This window comes from Ruegeria sp. BI11 (assembly GCF_056538005.1).
In genome coordinates this window covers 15,971-31,645 of record NZ_JBQFSM010000002.1, presented here as the reverse complement: position 1 = coordinate 31,645, position 15,675 = coordinate 15,971, and the positions used below count along the sequence as shown (strand labels likewise).

Below are 15,675 nucleotides of genomic sequence, written 5' to 3'. Positions count from 1 at the left end.
CATTGGTGCAAGGGCTTATGCTGCAGTGAAATCAAAAGGTGCTGCAGTGCAGAATAATCCGCATACTACTCTGATCACGACCGAAGCCCCCGTCGCCGCCAACACTCATGGCGGTCGGGCGAAATGCCTGCAACGTCTGGTCCGTTTGGACCTTCCGGTGCCGCGAACGGTGGCGCTGTCGTTTGATGCGGTGCATCGGATTGCGGAAGGGCAAGTGCCCGACATCGACGCCATATTGGAGCAATTCGATCAGTCGGCGTTGCTGTGTGTGCGGCCCAGTTCCGAAGACCCCGATTGGGGCGGCCCCGGTGCTATCCTGAATATCGGTATGAACGATGCGCGCTATGTGGACCTGTCGGATTCGATGGGGGCCGAGGCCGCCGCCGCATTGTACCTGCGATTTGTCCAAAGCTACGCAATTCATGTGGCCCGTCTGGACGCGGACGTTTTTGACGATATTAACGCGGATGGCAGTGAGGGACTGAGCCAGTCCTTACGCGCCTATGAGGACGAGACGGACGAAGTATTCCCCCAGAAACGGGGCGAACAGTTGATAGCAGTGCTGCGGTCGATGGCGCGTGCATGGGATGGAACCTCGGCGCGGTTGTTGCGTCAGGCCAAGGGGGCACCTGCGGATGCGGGGTTGGGTTTGGTCATTCAGGAAATGATCCCCGGTGTCGGGCAGGGCGAATGTGGCTCGGGCGTGTTGCAACTGATTGATCCTACGACGGGAATGCCACAGATCACCGGTCGCTACCTCAGCCAGAGCCAGGGCCGCGATGCGCTGGGTGAAGACGTGGCCGCGCTGTATTTGGAAAAGGACCCGCGCGGGAAATCACTGGAAGAGGTCGCGCCGAAAGCATTTGCTGACCTCAAGACGCATGCGGCATTGATGCGCACCAAACTGCGCGAGGAAATGCAGGTCGAGTTCGTGATCGAGAATGGCCATGTGCACATTCTGGATGGCGTGCGCGTACAACGTAGTGCTCGTGCGGCGATGCGGATCGCAGTTCGCCTGGCTGAAGACGGTATCATCCCGCCGCAAGAGGCGGTGATGCGGGTCGATCCGCATTCCCTGAACGAAATGCTGCACCGGCAGGTCCACCCCGAAGCAGAGCGGGACGTTCTGACCACCGGTATCGCCGCCAGCCCGGGTGCTGCGACAGGCAAGATAGTGTTTACTGCCGCCGAGGCGCAGGCCAGCGCCGCGCGAGGCGAACCGTGTATTCTGGTGCGCCGCGAAACCTCGCCCGAGGATGTGCGCGGGATGCATGCGGCTGTTGCCGTTTTGACCGAAAAGGGCGGTATGACCAGCCATGCCGCGGTTATCGGGCGCGGTTTGGGGCTGCCTTGTATTGTCGGTGCTTCCGAGATGCGGTTTCAGACCAAGAAAAGGCTGCTGTCAGCACCGGATGGACGAGTGTTCAAAACGGGCGACGTTTTGACAATCGACGGATCTTCGGGACAGGTTCTGGCTGGGCAACCCGCGATGCTTGAGGCTGCGCTGGACGATTGTTTTCAAACGCTTATGAGCTGGGCCGATGACGAGCGCGACATCGCCATCCGCGCCAATGCCGATACACCGGCAGACGCGCAGACCGCCCGGAACTTTCTGGCGCAGGGGATCGGCCTGTGCCGCACTGAGCACATGTTCTTTGATCCCGGTCGCCTGATCGTGATGCGCGAGATGATTTTTGCGCAGACCCCATCGGGACGTGCGGCGGTTCTGGAACGCTTGCTGCCCATGCAGCGCGACGACTTCGTGCAGCTATTCCGGATCATGGAAGGCCAGCCTGTCTGTATCCGCCTGTTCGACCCGCCGCTGCACGAATTCCTGCCGACCACACGCAGTGGACAGCGCGAATTGGCCGAAGCGTTGGATCTGCCGGTGTCGGATGTCGAACGGCGTGTCGCGGCAATGAGCGAATATAACCCGATGCTGGGATTGCGCGGTGTACGCTTGGGGGTGACCGTGCCCGAGATCTACGACATGCAGGCGCGCGCCATCTTCGAGGCGACGCTTGAGGCCAGCAAGGACGGTGCACCCGTTGTGCCCGAGGTGATGATCCCGCTGGTTTCGGCCAAGCGCGAGGTTGAGCTGGTCAAATCCCGCATCGACTCGGTTGCGGCGTCGGTTGCGAGCGAACGTGGAGAGGAATTCGAATACCGTCTGGGCGTCATGGTTGAAACGCCTCGGGCCTGTTTGCGGGCGGATGATATTGCGCCACAGACTGCGTTCCTGAGTTTTGGCACCAACGATCTGACACAAATGACCTATGGTCTGTCGCGCGACGACGCGGGCCGGTTCATGTCTGACTATGTTCGTCAGGGGGTTTTCGTCGAGGACCCGTTCCATGTGCTCGACCCGGAAGGGGTCGGAGAATTGCTGAAACTGGGCGCAGAACGTGGACGTCAGGCCCAGCCGGATGTTACTCTTTCAGTGTGTGGTGAGCATGGCGGTAACCCCGAATCAATCGCCATCTGCCGCGATCTGGGGTTTGACTATGTGTCATGCTCTCCGTTCCGGGTGCCTGTTGCTCGGCTGGCTTCCGCCCAACTGGCAATTTCGTCCAGACTTGGGGGTTGACACGGGCCGTTAGCCCTAGGATTAGTGGTTTTTAAGCAACCTTGTGGCAGAATTAATTTTCGCTACGGGCGATTTTCCACTTGCGTTTTCTTCTGATCTGGACGTCTGCGCCGGACTGCGCTAAATGCCTCGTCGCGCCCGCCGGGGGAGGGTACGGCGCGATATGTGCCTGTGCGAGGTTATCTGATGCTACGATACATACTGGCTGCTGCCACGATGGCGGCAACCATGCTGCCGAGTGTGTCTTTCGCTGAAAGGAAAGCCACCGATACTGCCGAACGCGAACTTGTTACCCGGACTGAAGTGCCGGGTCAGAACTTTCGCGACTATCTGACTCTGTTCAAGCCCCGCAAAGAGCTTGAGCCAAAAAAAATGTCGTACTCGAAGGATTGGTTGGACCAACAGCCCAAGGCCACCGGGGACGAAAACTTCAAATGCTTGGCCGAAGCGTTGTACTTTGAAGCACGCGGCGAAAGCGTGCGCGGACAGTTTGCCGTGGCCGAGGTTATCCTGAACCGCGTGAACAGTGGCCGGTTTCCGGACTCGCTGTGCGGTGTGATCAAGCAGGGGACCGGTAAGAAATACCAGTGCCAGTTCACCTATACCTGTGATGGCCAAAAAGAAGTGATCCACGAAAAGAAGGCGTATGAGCGCGTTTCTAAAGTAGCGCGCGCAGCCATCGACGGTGTTGCCAAAGATCTGACCGAGGGTGCCACACACTACCACACCACGGCGGTTCGTCCGTCCTGGTCGCGCGTGTACAAGGAAACCGCGCGGATCGGTGTTCATATTTTCTACAGGCACAACTATCGAACAGCGAGCAACTGATTGACGCACCCGCGCTGGAAGCCTAATGGCGCGGGGCGTTTTATACACTATGTTGCGGGCCAGGAGGCCCGCAATGACATTTACACGCAGACAGTTTCTGCAATCGATAGCCGCACTGACGGTATTGCCGCACTCGGTCCGTGCGTCCGGCTCTGATCTGATCGCACAGACTGCGATGCAGCAGATCGCCCCGGACGGCTTTCCTCAAACTCCTGTTTGGTCCTATGGCGGTGGTGTGCCCGGCGTCGAAATCCGGGTGCCTCAGGGGGCGCGGGTCCAACGTAGGCTGGTGAATGAACTGCCTGAGCCCACGACAGTGCATTGGCATGGCATCCGGATCGACAATGCGATGGACGGTGTACCGGGGCTGACTCAGGACGTGATCGCGACGGGTGAGGGGTTCCAATACGATTTTATGGTCCCGGACGCGGGAACCTATTGGTATCACGCGCATAACCGCTCGGTCGAACAGGTCGCGCGCGGTCTTTACGGCCCTCTGATCGTTGAAGAAGCCGAAGGGCCGGACGTCGATCAGGACCTGACGCTGATGCTGGACGATTGGCGACTGGACCCGGAAACAGGGCATATCGTTGATGATTTCGACAATGGTCATGATCTTAGCCATGCCGGGCGGTTGGGGAACCTCATTTCAGTCAATGGTCGGTTTGATCCCGCTTTTCCCGTTCGTCGCCATGATCGTTTACGCCTGCGGCTGATTAACGCTTCGAACGCGCGCGTATATGATCTGGCCCTGGATGGTGTAGCGGGTTGGATCGTGGCACTGGATGGTATGCCGCTTAAGACCCCGCTTGCGGTTGAGGAAGGCTTTCCGTTGGCCCCGGCTCAGCGGGCGGATTTGATCTTGGACGTTGTGGCCGAACCTGACACGGTCGCCGGTCTGATCAGTCGCGAGCGCGACGGGGGCTTTGGTTTGGTCCGGTTCCCCGTGTCCGGTTCGTCTGCAAACACCGCCCGGTCGGGTGTTACGCCGCTGCCCCCGAATCCGCTGCCTCAAGTGACGCTGGACAATGCCGCCCTGCATCGGATGACGTTGCAGGGCGGCGCGATGCGGTGGCTGGAATCCGCGCAGCTTGGCGACACACAGCTTTCCGGCCGCGAGTTGGCGCAGCTGGGTCGGTTCTGGGCCTTGAACGGGTATGCTGAACGCCCGCAGGACCCCTTTCTGGACGCGCAGCGGGGTAATGTTCACCGGATCGAGTTTGTCAACGAGACCGCCTTTCCGCATGCTATGCACCTGCATGGGCACCATTTTCGACTGATCTTGCCTGACGGCAGTCTTGGTCCATGGCGCGATACGGTGCTGGTGGAGCGCGGGCAAACCCGCGAAATCGCCCTTGTGGCTGACAATCCGGGCGACTGGTTGTTGCATTGTCATATGCTGGGACACGCCTCATCTGGGATGATGAGCTGGTTTCGCGTGACCTGACGCCGCAATCAACGACTAGAATGGCGTTTGTTGCGATGCTATACGCGCGCGCATCCAATAAATTTGGTGGATCACTCTACCAAGCCCGAAAAGGTCAGCCCAATGAGCTCTGAAATCCGCCTTGCCTTTGCGCACCCGTCCGAACGGTCCGAAGCGACCGCTACGCGCGGCCCGCTGGATCGCATCTCGCTCAGGGATCATATTGTTGAAATTGAGATTGGTGCCTTTCAGGCTGAGCGTGGTACTACACAGCGCATCTGCTTCAACATCGTGGTCGAGGTGCGTCCGCTGACCGACCCGATTGATGACGACGTTGATCGCATCCTGTCATACGACCGCGTGACCGAAGCGATTGCTCACGAGCTGGCTGCCGAGCGTTTGAACTTGCTTGAAACGTTGGCCGACCGAGTGGCGGAACGTATTTTGCTTGAACCTCAGGCCGTAAGGGCCTTTGTTCGCATTGAAAAACTTGATCGTGGACCGGGCGCTCTGGGTGTGGAAATCGTGCGCGGCAAGGACACGGTTCATCACGATATGGTCGAGGAAGAACGCCCTCATCCGCGGTTGGTTTTCCTGTCGAACGAGGCCATTTCGTCCTCTAACCTGACGGGTTGGATTGATCAGTTGGAAAACCGTCAGCGGCCGTTGATCCTGTGTGTCGGCGCGTCGGAACTGACGGTGCCGCAGACCGGTCACGCGATGACACAACGCCGGATTGATCTGCTGGCGATCGAACAAAACGCTTGGGTTCTAGCTGCACGGGATCACCGGTGCGTGGTGGTGTCGACGCGGACAGAATTGGACTGGGCGATGAAGAACGGGCAAATCTGTGTTTGGGCTCCGTCCAAGATTGTGCTGGATGCAGTGGATGGGCCATCGGCGGCCCCTTCGGACGCTGTCGCGTTGGCAGCCTGGTTCGCGGCAACTTTTGAAGCCAGCGAGATGATGGTCATCGGCGGTGCCTTGCCGAATGCGCCAAAGACGCCTCTGCGGGCCATTCCATTGGATCAGGCGCAACTGTGACCACGTATTTCCGACCGCTGGTGCAGCACGGCCGAGCACGCCCTGATGGGGCGGTTTCCCTTGCCGGGCAGGACTTGTGGTTTACTCATGCAGAGCAACTTTCTCGCACGGATGCGCCGACGATTGTCGCCGCGCAGGATATCCCAGCCGAGGTGCTGAACCGGCTGATGCGCCCCCGCGCCAAGATTGCGGGTGTTGCGATGGATCGTCCGCAGATCATGGGCATCCTCAACGCCACGCCCGATAGTTTCTCGGACGGCGGGGTGCATAATTCGGTCGAGGCGGCAGTGTCCGCTGCTGAGCAGATGGTGGCCCACGGCGCCAGCATTCTGGATATCGGTGGTGAATCGACCCGACCGGGGGCTACATTCGTGCCCGAGGATGAGGAAATCGATCGGACGCAGCCAGTAATCGAAGCCATTCGTGCTCAGACCAAGGTGCTTGTTTCCATCGACACCCGAAAGGCTAACGTTGCACGGGCGGCATGGAAGTCCGGGGCAGGGCTGATTAATGACGTCTCCGGCTTTACGTTTGACCCGCAGCTTGCGCCGTTCTGTGCTGAAGTGGACGCGCCCGTCTGCGTGATGCATATGCAGGGCGATCCCTCCGTGATGCAAGACGACCCGCAATATGATGACGTGCTGTTGGACGTCTACGATTTCCTTGAAGGTCAGGTTGAAAAACTGGAAAAGATCGGACTGAGCCGCGACCAGATCGTGATCGATCCGGGCATTGGGTTCGGCAAGACTCAGGCGCACAATTTGACCCTGCTGCAAAACCTCAGCCTTTTCCATGGGCTGGGATGCCCGATTCTGCTGGGTGTCTCGCGCAAAGGCTTTATCGGGCAGATTGGGCAAGAACCACGCAAGGATGCCCGCGCGCCGGGGTCAATCGCCGTGGCCTTAGCTGGATTGTCACAAGGCGTGCAAATCGTACGTGTTCATGACGTGGCTCATACTGTTCAGGCCTTGCGTCTGTGGGCTGCCGTCCGCTAATCCAGTCGCAGGCAGGAAATTAACGGAGTATACGATGCGTAAGCTGTTCGGAACCGACGGGGTGCGGGGCACCGCCAATACTCATCCGATTACGGCCGAAATGGCCTTGCGTATTGGGGCTGCCGTAGGGCGTTATTTCCGCCGCGATCAATCCGGTGCGCACAGGGTGGTGATCGGCAAGGACACGCGCCTGTCCGGGTATATGCTGGAAAACGCGTTGACGGCGGGGCTGACCTCGACAGGTATGAACGTGCTGCTATTGGGTCCGGTGCCGACGCCGGCGGTGGGGTTGATGACTCGCTCGATGCGGGCAGATCTGGGTGTGATGATTTCGGCCAGTCATAACCCGGCCGACGATAATGGCATCAAGTTCTTTGGCCCCGACGGGTACAAACTGTCCGATCAGGCTGAGCTGGAGATTGAGCGTCTGATCGAAGAGGGTGTCAAACCGGCACAGGCGCAGAACATTGGCCGGGCTCGCCGTGTGGACGATGCGCGGTTCCGATATGGTGAGCGGGTAAAATCATCACTGTCCCGGGATCTGCGTTTGGACGGGCTGAAAGTGGTGGTTGATTGTGCCAACGGCGCGGCCCACCGCACCGCACCCGAAGTCCTGTGGGAGTTGGGTGCAGACGTCATTCCGGTCGGAATTGCGCCAAACGGTAAGAATATCAACTTGCATTGCGGTTCGACCAAACCTCAGCTCGCGGCCGAGACGGTTGTCGCGCACGGCGCGGATGTGGGCATTTGCCTGGATGGGGATGCCGACCGTGTCGTGATGGTGGATGAAAACGGGCAGGTGGCTGACGGAGATCAGTTGATGGCGCTACTGGCGACCAGCTGGGCCAAGGCGGATCGACTTGAAGGCGGCGCGTTGGTTGCAACCGTCATGTCGAACCTCGGGCTGGAACGGCATCTAGCCGCGCAGGGGCTGCGGCTGGAGCGGACGGCTGTTGGTGACCGCTATGTCGTCGAACGGATGCGCGAAGGCGGGTTCAACCTGGGCGGCGAGCAGTCGGGCCACATCGTCATGAGCGATTTCGCCACCACCGGAGATGGCCTGATGGCCGGTCTGCATTTCCTGGCCGAGATGGTGCATTCGGGCCGCAAGGCGTCCGAGCTGTCGGTGCAATTCGAAACCGTTCCACAGCTGCTTAAAAACGTGCGTTACGGCGAAGGGCAAACCCCGCTGGAGACCAGTTCGGTCAAAGCGGCCATAGCAGATGCCGAGGCGCGTCTGAACGGGCAAGGCCGTCTGCTGATCCGTAAGTCGGGGACTGAACCTCTGATCCGTGTGATGGCGGAATGTGAAGATGATGCCTTGCTGACGCAAGTCGTCGATGGCATTGTGGCCGAGGTTGAGGCGGTTGCCAGTTAACGACCGAACAGCATCTTGCGCAAGCTGAACCACTGGCTGATGGCCAGACCGGTCAGGATCATGGTCAGCGCGATGTAAAAGCGCAGGGGTAGGGCCTCGGACAGAATCCATGCGCCAAAGACCATCGACCAGATTGGCACTTGATAGTTGACCAGCGTCAGAAAGACGGACCCGGCGCTGCGAATGATCGATACGCGCAACAGTGTGGCAAAGGCCGTCGGCAAAAGACCCAGCGCGACAATGGCCAGACCGGGGCGTGTGCCTTCCCAGCGTGGCAGGCCCTCGGTCACCAGCATGATCGGCAATAAAAGGACGGCGCCTACCACCAGAGACAGTGCGGCCAGCACTACTGGATCAATCGGCGGGCAGCGCCGTGTGAAGATCGACGCGCAGGAATAACACAAAGCTGCGCCGATGCAGGCCAACTGCGCCAGGGGTTCGTTTCCTTGCCCGATCTGCGTCAAACCCGGTCCGATCAGCACCAAGGCCCCGCAAAACCCCAGTGAAACACCGAAGAACCTGCGGGCATTTAACGGTTCGTCTGAAAAGAAATGTGCCAGTGGCAGCACCATCAGTGGAATCGCGGCCATCGACAGCCCGGCAAAGGCCGAAGCCACATATTGCTGTCCCCAACTGAGCAGCATAAAGGGTAAGGCAGTGGACAGCAGCCCGATGATGGCAATGAACCACCACAGGTTCAGATCGCCGGTCGGCAGCTTGCGTCCGGTCAGCGCCATCATCCCCAGTAAAGTCAATGCACCCAACGTCGTACGCGCAGTGGCAACGGTAACCGGCCCGTACCCCTCTAGCGCCATGGCAACAACCATGAAGGTGCCACCCCAGATGAGGCCCAGAGCGATCACGCCGCTCCAATCGCGGGATGTGGGTTGATCAACCATTTTGCGCCTCGGCTAGGTAAACGGCAGTGACAAAAAAGGGCGGCCGTTTGGCCGCCCCTTAGTTAAGAACAGTTAGGATCAGTTCTTTTCCTTGTCGACCATTTTGCCTGCCGAGATCCAAGGCATCATGGCGCGCAGTTTCGCACCGGTTTCCTCGATCATGTGCTCGTCATTGGCGCGGCGCGACGCCTTGATGGTCGGCTGACCGACAGCGTTCTCCAGCATGAAGTCGCGAACGAATTTACCCTGTTGGATGTCGTCCAGAACGGCTTTCATGCGCGCTTTGGTCTCGTCGTATTTCAAGATGCGCGGGCCGGTGACGTACTGGCCGTACTCGGCAGTGTTCGAGATCGAGTAATCCATGTTGGCGATGCCGCCTTCATAGATCAGGTCAACGATCAGCTTCACTTCGTGCAGACACTCAAAATAGGCCATTTCCGGTGCGTAACCGGCTTCAACCAGCGTTTCGAAACCACAGCGGATTAGTTCGACCAGACCGCCACACAGAACCGCCTGTTCGCCGAACAGGTCGGTTTCACATTCTTCGCGGAAGTTGGTTTCGATGATGCCCGACCGGCCGCCACCGATAGCCGAGCAATACGACAGGCCGATTTCCAGCGCTTTGCCGGTTGCGTCGTTGTGGACAGCGACCAGGCAGGGCACGCCGCCACCTTTGACGTATTCGCCACGCACGGTGTGGCCGGGACCTTTGGGGGCCATCATGATGACGTCGACGCCTTCTTTCGGCTCGATCAGGCCAAAGTGGACGTTCAGGCCATGCGCGAATGCGATGGCCGAACCCGGCTTGATGTTGTCATGCACGTATTTTTTGTAGGTTTCAGCCTGCAGCTCGTCGGGCATGGTGAACATGATAACGTCGCACCATGCTGCCGCTTCGGCGATACCCATGACTTCCAGACCTTCGGCTTCGGCTTTCTTGGCCGAGGCCGACCCTTCGCGCAGAGCAACAACCAGGTTCTTGGCGCCCGAATCCCGCAGGTTCAGTGCGTGGGCGTGGCCTTGCGAGCCGTAGCCCAAGATTGCCACTTTTTTGTCTTTGATCAGGTTGATGTCGCAATCGCGATCGTAATAGACGCGCATGTTTCGGTCCTTTCAGTTACGGTTGCCGTGGTTTTAGAGGGGCGCACGGCTATTGGCGAGCGCTTTACAATCGACTATTGAAGAAAAATGCGAAAACTTATTCGTGAATTCGTCATTTATCGGATAAATCATGCTTGATGATATGGACCGACGCATTCTGCGCCACTTGCAAGCCGAACCGACCCTTTCCATGGCCGAACTGGCCGAGCGGTGTGGGATCAGTCAGGGCGTGTGCTGGCGTCGGGTCGAAAAGATGCAGGCTTCGGGCGTCATTCTAGGGCAGGAAGTCGTTATCGACTGGGCAGCGATGGGATATGCAGTCGAGGTCTCTCTACGCGTGACACTGGACAAAACGCAGCCGCGCGCGTTTGACGAGTTCACGGCGGCTGCGAGAAATGTCTCAGAGGTTATTGAGATTCAAACATTTTTGGGTCGTGTCGACGTTCGGTTGTCAATAATTGCACGTAGCATGAGCCACTATCAGCAGCTCTATCGTGATCGTATCCTCACTCTGCCGCACATAGCCGATATCGAGGCGCTGATGCATATCGCGCGGGTTAAACGAAACGAAGTATTGCCGGTATGATCGAGCTTGATGAAATTGACCGGACAATCCTGCGAGCGCTGGTGCAGGATGCCACGCAAAGCGCCGGGGCGTTGGGGCGCAAGCTGGGGCTGTCCCAACCGGCAACATGGCGGCGCATCCGCCGACTGGAAACCGCAGGGGTCATCAAGGGGCGTCGCCTACGCCTGAATGCCGAGGCGCTGGGATTCGGCGTGACCGTATTTCTGGGTGTTAAACTGGCGCGTAAGGGGCAGGTCAGTCTTGAGGATTTTGAACGCGCCGTCAGCGCAATCCCCGAGGTGCAGACCGTTGAACACGTATTGGGTTTATACGACTATCGCCTGCGGGTTGTTGCCCGCGACTTGTCCGATTTCGAACGGGTGCTGCGACGGCGGATCATGACCTTACCCGGCGCGGGTGAGGTTGAGGCAAACGTATTGTTAAGCGAGGAACGTTTGCCCGGTCCAATCGGCTAAGCAGGATCAGTATTTGGTGCGGATACAATAGCCGGGGTGATGTGTCATCCGGGCAAAGGTCATTGGAACACCGTCTTTCCAGGTGGTGCGTTCCAATTGAATCATCGACGTGCCGGCGGTGGTGCCCATGAATTCCGCCAGCCGCCCGTCAGCGGAAATTGCGCAGAATGCAACCTCAGCCTCGGTAAAAGGAGCGACGTTAAGCAGCCACTCATGCGGGCCATGCGTGCTGAGGTCGGCATTCTCTACGTCGGGCACAGTGTCGATGTTGATCCAACGCTCCTCTAACTGAAAGGGGCGGTTGTCGGCATAGTGCATGCAGATCACATGCAACACCCGCGCATCGGGTGACACGCTGAGTTGCGAAGCCAGCCAACCGGGGCTGGACACGACGTTACGTTCGACCAGTGCATAGCGATAGGTTGAGTTTTGATTCTCAACTGACTGACGTGCCAGAGAAAATTCCAGTTTCGCGTGCTTGCTGGGTTCTTTTTTGACCCGGGTTCCGCTTTTGCGTTTGCGTTCGACGAACCCTTGTTCGGCAAGCTCTCGCAGCGCGCGGTTTACCGTTGCACGCGCACAGTTGAATTCTTCGGCTAGCTGCGTTTCCGTTGGAAGCAATGATCCCTGTGGCCAAATCCGGCTTTCAATACGCCGTTTAACTTCGTCACGCACAACCTGAAAACTGATCCGCTTTTGAGCAGTCACGAGAAACAATACCTTTCTTCTACAAAGTGAATATATCTGTTCAGAAACACGTCAGGGTGTAAAGGGGTGTTGACACTGTTTGGCGTCAAGAATGGCGCAATTTGCGCATAGAATAGTCGGTTTTTCGTTAGGTTTTTGGGTTCCCTTGGGTCACTTTCAATAGCGATAGTGGCTTTGCCAATCATGGCATAGTTTCAGAAATCCTGAAGACGCTTGGAAAGGACACAACATGCCCGCGCTCTTGGAAAATATCGACCCGAACGGGCTCGAAGAATTCTCGGTTGTATTCACGGATCGGTCTCTGAACCACATGTCGGCCCGGTTTCAGACCGTCATGCGCGATATTTCGGCTATGTTGTGCAATGTTTACAACGCCGATGGCGCGGCGCTGATTCCAGGCGGCGGCACCTATGCGATGGAAGCTGTGGCGCGTCAATTCGCGCGTAACGCCAATGTTTTGGTCGTTCGCAACGGGTGGTTTTCCTATCGTTGGAGCCAGATTATCGAATCCGCCTCTCTGACCGCATCGGCGACGGTGCTCAAGGCGCGGCAGACCGGAAACTCCACCCCATCCCCATTTGCACCGGCCCCTATCGAAGAAGTGGTGTCAACAATTCGTGAACAGCGCCCGGATGTGGTGTTTGCTCCGCATGTGGAAACGGCTGCGGGCCTCATTCTACCCGATGATTATGTGACCGCGATGGCTGAGGCCGCACACGAGGTTGGCGCGCTGATGGTGTTGGATTGTATCGCTTCGGGCTGTGCCTGGATTGATATGAAGGCAACTGGCGTGGACGTCCTGATTTCGGCCCCGCAAAAAGGGTGGAGTGCAACGCCCAGTGCCGGTCTGGTCATGCTGTCCGAGCGCGCTGAAGCACGGTTGGAAGTGACGACATCCGACAGTTTCGCGGTGGATCTGAAGAAATGGCGACAGATCATGCAGGCGTATGAGAACGGTGGCCATGCCTATCACGCGACCATGCCGACCGATGCGCTGCTGGCGTTCCGGGACACCATGGTTGAAACCCGTGATTACGGTTTCGAAAAATTGCGTGACGCACAGTGGGCCTTGGGTGATGGGGTACGTGCGATGCTGAAAGAAAAAGGTCTGGTCTCGGTTGCGGCGGACGGATTTGGCGCACCAGGTGTTGTAGTCACCTATACCTCGGACCCTGAGGTTCAGAACGGCAAGAAATTCGCTGCCCTGGGGATGCAGATCGCGGCAGGCGTTCCACTGCAATGTGATGAGCCCGAGGGGTTCAGCACGTTCCGTTTGGGCCTATTCGGGCTGGACAAGCTGTATGACGTAGACGGCACGATCGCGCGGCTCAAGCGCGTTCTGGATCAGGTGTTGTGATTTAGAGGCCTCAGCGTACGCCGAGGCCCATCTGCATCAGCGTTTTACGCACGGGCGGCAGGGAATAGAGCGCATTCAGTCCCATCGCCCGGGCATCCCGCAGCGGACGCGCCTCGATCATCGAGGCGCGGTTCAGCAGGTCGATCCCTTTGACACGCAACTCGATTTCGGTATGGCGGGCCTTGTGATAGGCGTCCAGCATCTGCGCATCGCCCAGACCTTCGGGGCGGGCTTGCGCCAGATCTAGCAAGGTTCGCAGATCGCCCAGCGACATGTTCAACCCCTGCGCTCCGATCGGAGGCACCACATGGGCGGCCTCGGCCATCAGGGCAATCCTCTCACCCGACAGCCGTTCCGCCGACTGGCTGATGATCGGCCAGATCGTTCGGCGTGAGGCCAGTTTCAACGGCCCGAACAACCCGCATGAGCGTTCGGTCATCAGTACCTCGAACGCCTCGGGCTCGGTGTTTAGCAGTTCAACTGCCCGGGGGCCGCGCTCCATCCAGACAATCGCCGATGAGGGCTGACCCTGCCAATCGGGCAGGGGGACCAGAGTGAACGGCCCGCCAGATCGGTGAATCTCAGTCGAGACATTCTCATGTGGGATCGAATGTGTGACGGCAAAAGCCAGCGCTTTTTGGCCGTACCGGGTGGTATGGACATTGATCCCGGCGGCCTCGCGCATCGGGGAACTGCGCCCGTCTGCCGCGATCACCAGCTTGCAGCGGATACGGCTGCCGTCGCTCAGCCCAACGCGGGCCTCGGCGGTGCGGGTGAACAGGCTGACTGTGCCGGTGCCAGGGCGGAAATCGACATTGGGCAGCTCGGCCAGACGCGCGACCATCTCGCGCCGCAGTAGCCAGTTGGGCAGGTTCCAGCCAAAGGGCTGGTCCGAGATGTCGGCCGCGTTGAAATCACGTACCACCCGCGGTTCAGGCACATCGCCGCCCGCATCCACGATTCGCATAATTTGCAGAGGGGCGGCGTATTCATCCAGCCGCTGCCACAGCCCGCATTGAGCCAACAACCCATGCGCCGGTTGTAGAAACGCCGTAGTCCGAAGGTCAGACCCGTCCACGTCTCGTTCTGTAATCGGCGGAGAGGGATCGACGCAGACCACGTCGAACCCGGCAGTTCCAAAGACCGCCGCCGCAGTCAGCCCGGCGATCCCTCCGCCGGAAATCAGGATGTCACAGCTGTTAGTCATGGCCTTGGTCCCTCAGTCTCGGGCAGAACCTAGTTCGGTTGCAAGGCCGGTGCCAAGTGACATCCTGTCCCGTGTGTCAGCCGCGCGAAATCAGGATGAGAAGGATGAACATCATGGGCACCATCATGACAGCCGGAATGAAAAGACCCGGCAGGCCAAACAGCAGGGCTGAACATCCCCACATGCTGAAAATGGCACCGGCCGTGTAATACCAATCCTCGGCCGTTCCGTTGGCGGCATCGCGGGCCAGCCAACCGAAAACAGGGATTGCAAACAACAGGCGCTGCCAGATGGGCAGGCGCCGAGGCATCTCGATCGCGCTCATGGGGTCTCCGATTCTGTTCGTCGCTGAGGCGCATATAGGATCGATTTCGCACCTGCAGAATGTGCAGATCGTCGCAGTGTGACAGCCTATCGCAGGCGGGCCAGAAACGCGGTTAAATCGTCTGTGTGATGGTGGATATGGTCGGCCTCGTGCGGCTCGGGCGCGACGTGAACGGTGCGCATTCCCATCGCATGCGGGGCGGCCAAATTGCGCGGGTCGTCCTCGAACATAGCAGCCTGTGGGGCATCGATTCCATCTTGGGTAAAGATCGCCTCGAACGCCGCTTGTTCGGGCTTGGGGCGATAACCGGCGTGTTCGACCCCATAGATCGCATCGAACAGTCCGTTGAGGCCGCGCGCCTCTAGCACACGTTCCGCATAGGGTGCGCTGCCGTTGGTATAGACGATCCGGCGGCCGGGCAGGGATCGGATGTGATCAGCCAGTTCAGCATCCGGGTCCATGTGGCTCATGTCGACCTGATGGACTGCGTGCAGATAGGGATCGGGGTCCAGATCATGCTCGGCCATCAGACCAGCCAAGGTGGTCCCGTACTGCCGCCAATAGTGAGAGCGCAGACGATCCGCCTCGGCCCGGTCAACGCCGATGGCCTGTACCACATAATCCGTCATCAGCACCTCGATCTGATCGAACAGGCGCATATGCGGCGGGTAGAGCGTATTGTCGAGGTCGAACACCCATTGGGTGACGTGAGCAAAAGCAGGTTTGACCATGGGGATTGTTTAGGCTGCGGAGGCATGGTTTTCAATGCTGCACTTGAT

The 15,675-nt window shown here is 58.8% G+C and carries 15 protein-coding genes; 9 read left to right on the top strand and 6 right to left on the bottom strand.

Annotated features, from left to right (window positions below; all coding sequences use genetic code 11):
* Window positions 1-25 precede the first annotated feature (25 nt).
* From ACR0DT_RS04950 to glmM, 6 genes are all read left to right on the top strand, one after another.
* A complete protein-coding gene (locus ACR0DT_RS04950) occupies window positions 26-2,587 on the top strand; it encodes a putative PEP-binding protein (RefSeq protein WP_480709691.1) in 2,562 nt (853 codons plus the stop codon).
* A 186-nt stretch (window positions 2,588-2,773) separates the two neighbouring features.
* Window positions 2,774-3,415 carry a cell wall hydrolase gene (locus ACR0DT_RS04945; protein ID WP_480709690.1) on the top strand — a complete coding sequence of 214 codons (642 nt, stop codon included), beginning with the start codon at window positions 2,774-2,776 and terminating at the stop codon, window positions 3,413-3,415.
* 73 nt (window positions 3,416-3,488) lie between these two features.
* Window positions 3,489-4,862 (top strand): multicopper oxidase family protein, encoded by a 1,374-nt coding sequence (locus tag ACR0DT_RS04940; protein ID WP_480709689.1) that lies wholly within the window; start codon window positions 3,489-3,491, stop codon window positions 4,860-4,862.
* A gap of 102 nt (window positions 4,863-4,964) precedes the next feature.
* Window positions 4,965-5,885 (top strand): dihydroneopterin aldolase, encoded by a 921-nt coding sequence (locus tag ACR0DT_RS04935; RefSeq protein ID WP_480709688.1) that lies wholly within the window; start codon window positions 4,965-4,967, stop codon window positions 5,883-5,885.
* Window positions 5,882-6,880: a dihydropteroate synthase gene (folP, locus tag ACR0DT_RS04930; RefSeq protein ID WP_480709687.1), complete on the top strand. Its 999-nt coding sequence runs from the start codon at window positions 5,882-5,884 to the stop codon at window positions 6,878-6,880. The genes ACR0DT_RS04935 and folP overlap by 4 nt, the downstream gene beginning before the upstream one ends.
* A 34-nt stretch (window positions 6,881-6,914) precedes the next feature.
* Window positions 6,915-8,258, top strand: coding sequence for a phosphoglucosamine mutase (gene glmM / locus ACR0DT_RS04925; RefSeq protein ID WP_480709686.1), 1,344 nt, complete (start codon window positions 6,915-6,917; stop codon window positions 8,256-8,258).
* On the opposite strand, the gene ACR0DT_RS04920 is transcribed toward glmM, so the two are convergent.
* Window positions 8,255-9,157, bottom strand: a complete 903-nt coding sequence (locus tag ACR0DT_RS04920) for a DMT family transporter (RefSeq protein ID WP_480709685.1) — start codon at window positions 9,155-9,157, stop codon at window positions 8,255-8,257. The genes glmM and ACR0DT_RS04920 overlap by 4 nt on opposite strands.
* A gap of 78 nt (window positions 9,158-9,235) precedes the next feature.
* The gene (gene ilvC, locus ACR0DT_RS04915; protein WP_480709684.1) at window positions 9,236-10,258 is read right to left on the bottom strand and encodes a ketol-acid reductoisomerase; all 1,023 of its coding nucleotides are present in this window, start codon (window positions 10,256-10,258) and stop codon (window positions 9,236-9,238) included.
* 130 nt (window positions 10,259-10,388) lie between these two features.
* On the opposite strand from ilvC, the gene ACR0DT_RS04910 reads away from it, so the two are divergent.
* Window positions 10,389-10,844, top strand: a complete 456-nt coding sequence (locus ACR0DT_RS04910) for an Lrp/AsnC family transcriptional regulator (RefSeq protein WP_480709683.1) — start codon at window positions 10,389-10,391, stop codon at window positions 10,842-10,844.
* A complete protein-coding gene (locus ACR0DT_RS04905) occupies window positions 10,841-11,299 on the top strand; it encodes an Lrp/AsnC family transcriptional regulator (RefSeq protein ID WP_480709682.1) in 459 nt (152 codons plus the stop codon). Before ACR0DT_RS04910 ends, ACR0DT_RS04905 begins: the two co-directional genes overlap by 4 nt.
* A 6-nt stretch (window positions 11,300-11,305) precedes the next feature.
* Here the strand turns inward: ACR0DT_RS04905 and ACR0DT_RS04900 are convergent, their stop codons facing one another.
* Entirely contained in the window at window positions 11,306-12,007 is a 702-nt protein-coding gene (locus ACR0DT_RS04900; protein WP_480710268.1) for a GntR family transcriptional regulator, read from the bottom strand.
* Between the two features lie 229 nt (window positions 12,008-12,236).
* Here ACR0DT_RS04900 and ACR0DT_RS04895 point away from each other — a divergent pair, with 229 nt between their 5' ends.
* Window positions 12,237-13,364, top strand: a complete 1,128-nt coding sequence (locus ACR0DT_RS04895) for an aminotransferase class V-fold PLP-dependent enzyme (RefSeq protein WP_480709681.1) — start codon at window positions 12,237-12,239, stop codon at window positions 13,362-13,364.
* A 10-nt stretch (window positions 13,365-13,374) separates the two neighbouring features.
* Here the strand turns inward: ACR0DT_RS04895 and ACR0DT_RS04890 are convergent, their stop codons facing one another.
* The 3 genes from ACR0DT_RS04890 to ACR0DT_RS04880 all read right to left on the bottom strand — a co-directional run bounded on the left by ACR0DT_RS04890 (window position 13,375) and on the right by ACR0DT_RS04880 (window position 15,627).
* On the bottom strand, window positions 13,375-14,571 hold the full coding sequence (locus ACR0DT_RS04890; RefSeq protein WP_480709680.1) for a UbiH/UbiF family hydroxylase: 1,197 nt from the start codon (window positions 14,569-14,571) through the stop codon (window positions 13,375-13,377).
* A 76-nt stretch (window positions 14,572-14,647) separates the two neighbouring features.
* Window positions 14,648-14,896: a hypothetical protein gene (locus ACR0DT_RS04885; protein ID WP_480709679.1), complete on the bottom strand. Its 249-nt coding sequence runs from the start codon at window positions 14,894-14,896 to the stop codon at window positions 14,648-14,650.
* Window positions 14,897-14,982: 86 nt separating this feature from the next.
* Window positions 14,983-15,627 (bottom strand): pyrimidine 5'-nucleotidase, encoded by a 645-nt coding sequence (locus tag ACR0DT_RS04880; RefSeq protein WP_480709678.1) that lies wholly within the window; start codon window positions 15,625-15,627, stop codon window positions 14,983-14,985.
* Window positions 15,628-15,675 lie beyond the last annotated feature (48 nt).

Bases quoted from the DNA above. Each gene is read 5' to 3' on its own strand.
- ACR0DT_RS04945 (WP_480709690.1), top strand. From the start codon at position 2,774: ATGCTACGATACATACTGGCTGCTGCCACGATGGCGGCAACCATGCTG.
- ACR0DT_RS04940 (WP_480709689.1), top strand. From the start codon at position 3,489: ATGACATTTACACGCAGACAGTTTCTGCAATCGATAGCCGCACTGACG.
- ACR0DT_RS04935 (WP_480709688.1), top strand. From the start codon at position 4,965: ATGAGCTCTGAAATCCGCCTTGCCTTTGCGCACCCGTCCGAACGGTCC.
- glmM (WP_480709686.1), top strand. From the start codon at position 6,915: ATGCGTAAGCTGTTCGGAACCGACGGGGTGCGGGGCACCGCCAATACT.
- ACR0DT_RS04920 (WP_480709685.1), bottom strand. From the start codon at position 9,157: ATGGTTGATCAACCCACATCCCGCGATTGGAGCGGCGTGATCGCTCTG.
- ilvC (WP_480709684.1), bottom strand. From the start codon at position 10,258: ATGCGCGTCTATTACGATCGCGATTGCGACATCAACCTGATCAAAGAC.
- ACR0DT_RS04910 (WP_480709683.1), top strand. From the start codon at position 10,389: ATGCTTGATGATATGGACCGACGCATTCTGCGCCACTTGCAAGCCGAA.
- ACR0DT_RS04905 (WP_480709682.1), top strand. From the start codon at position 10,841: ATGATCGAGCTTGATGAAATTGACCGGACAATCCTGCGAGCGCTGGTG.
- ACR0DT_RS04895 (WP_480709681.1), top strand. From the start codon at position 12,237: ATGCCCGCGCTCTTGGAAAATATCGACCCGAACGGGCTCGAAGAATTC.
- ACR0DT_RS04890 (WP_480709680.1), bottom strand. From the start codon at position 14,571: ATGACTAACAGCTGTGACATCCTGATTTCCGGCGGAGGGATCGCCGGG.
- ACR0DT_RS04885 (WP_480709679.1), bottom strand. From the start codon at position 14,896: ATGAGCGCGATCGAGATGCCTCGGCGCCTGCCCATCTGGCAGCGCCTG.
- ACR0DT_RS04880 (WP_480709678.1), bottom strand. From the start codon at position 15,627: ATGGTCAAACCTGCTTTTGCTCACGTCACCCAATGGGTGTTCGACCTC.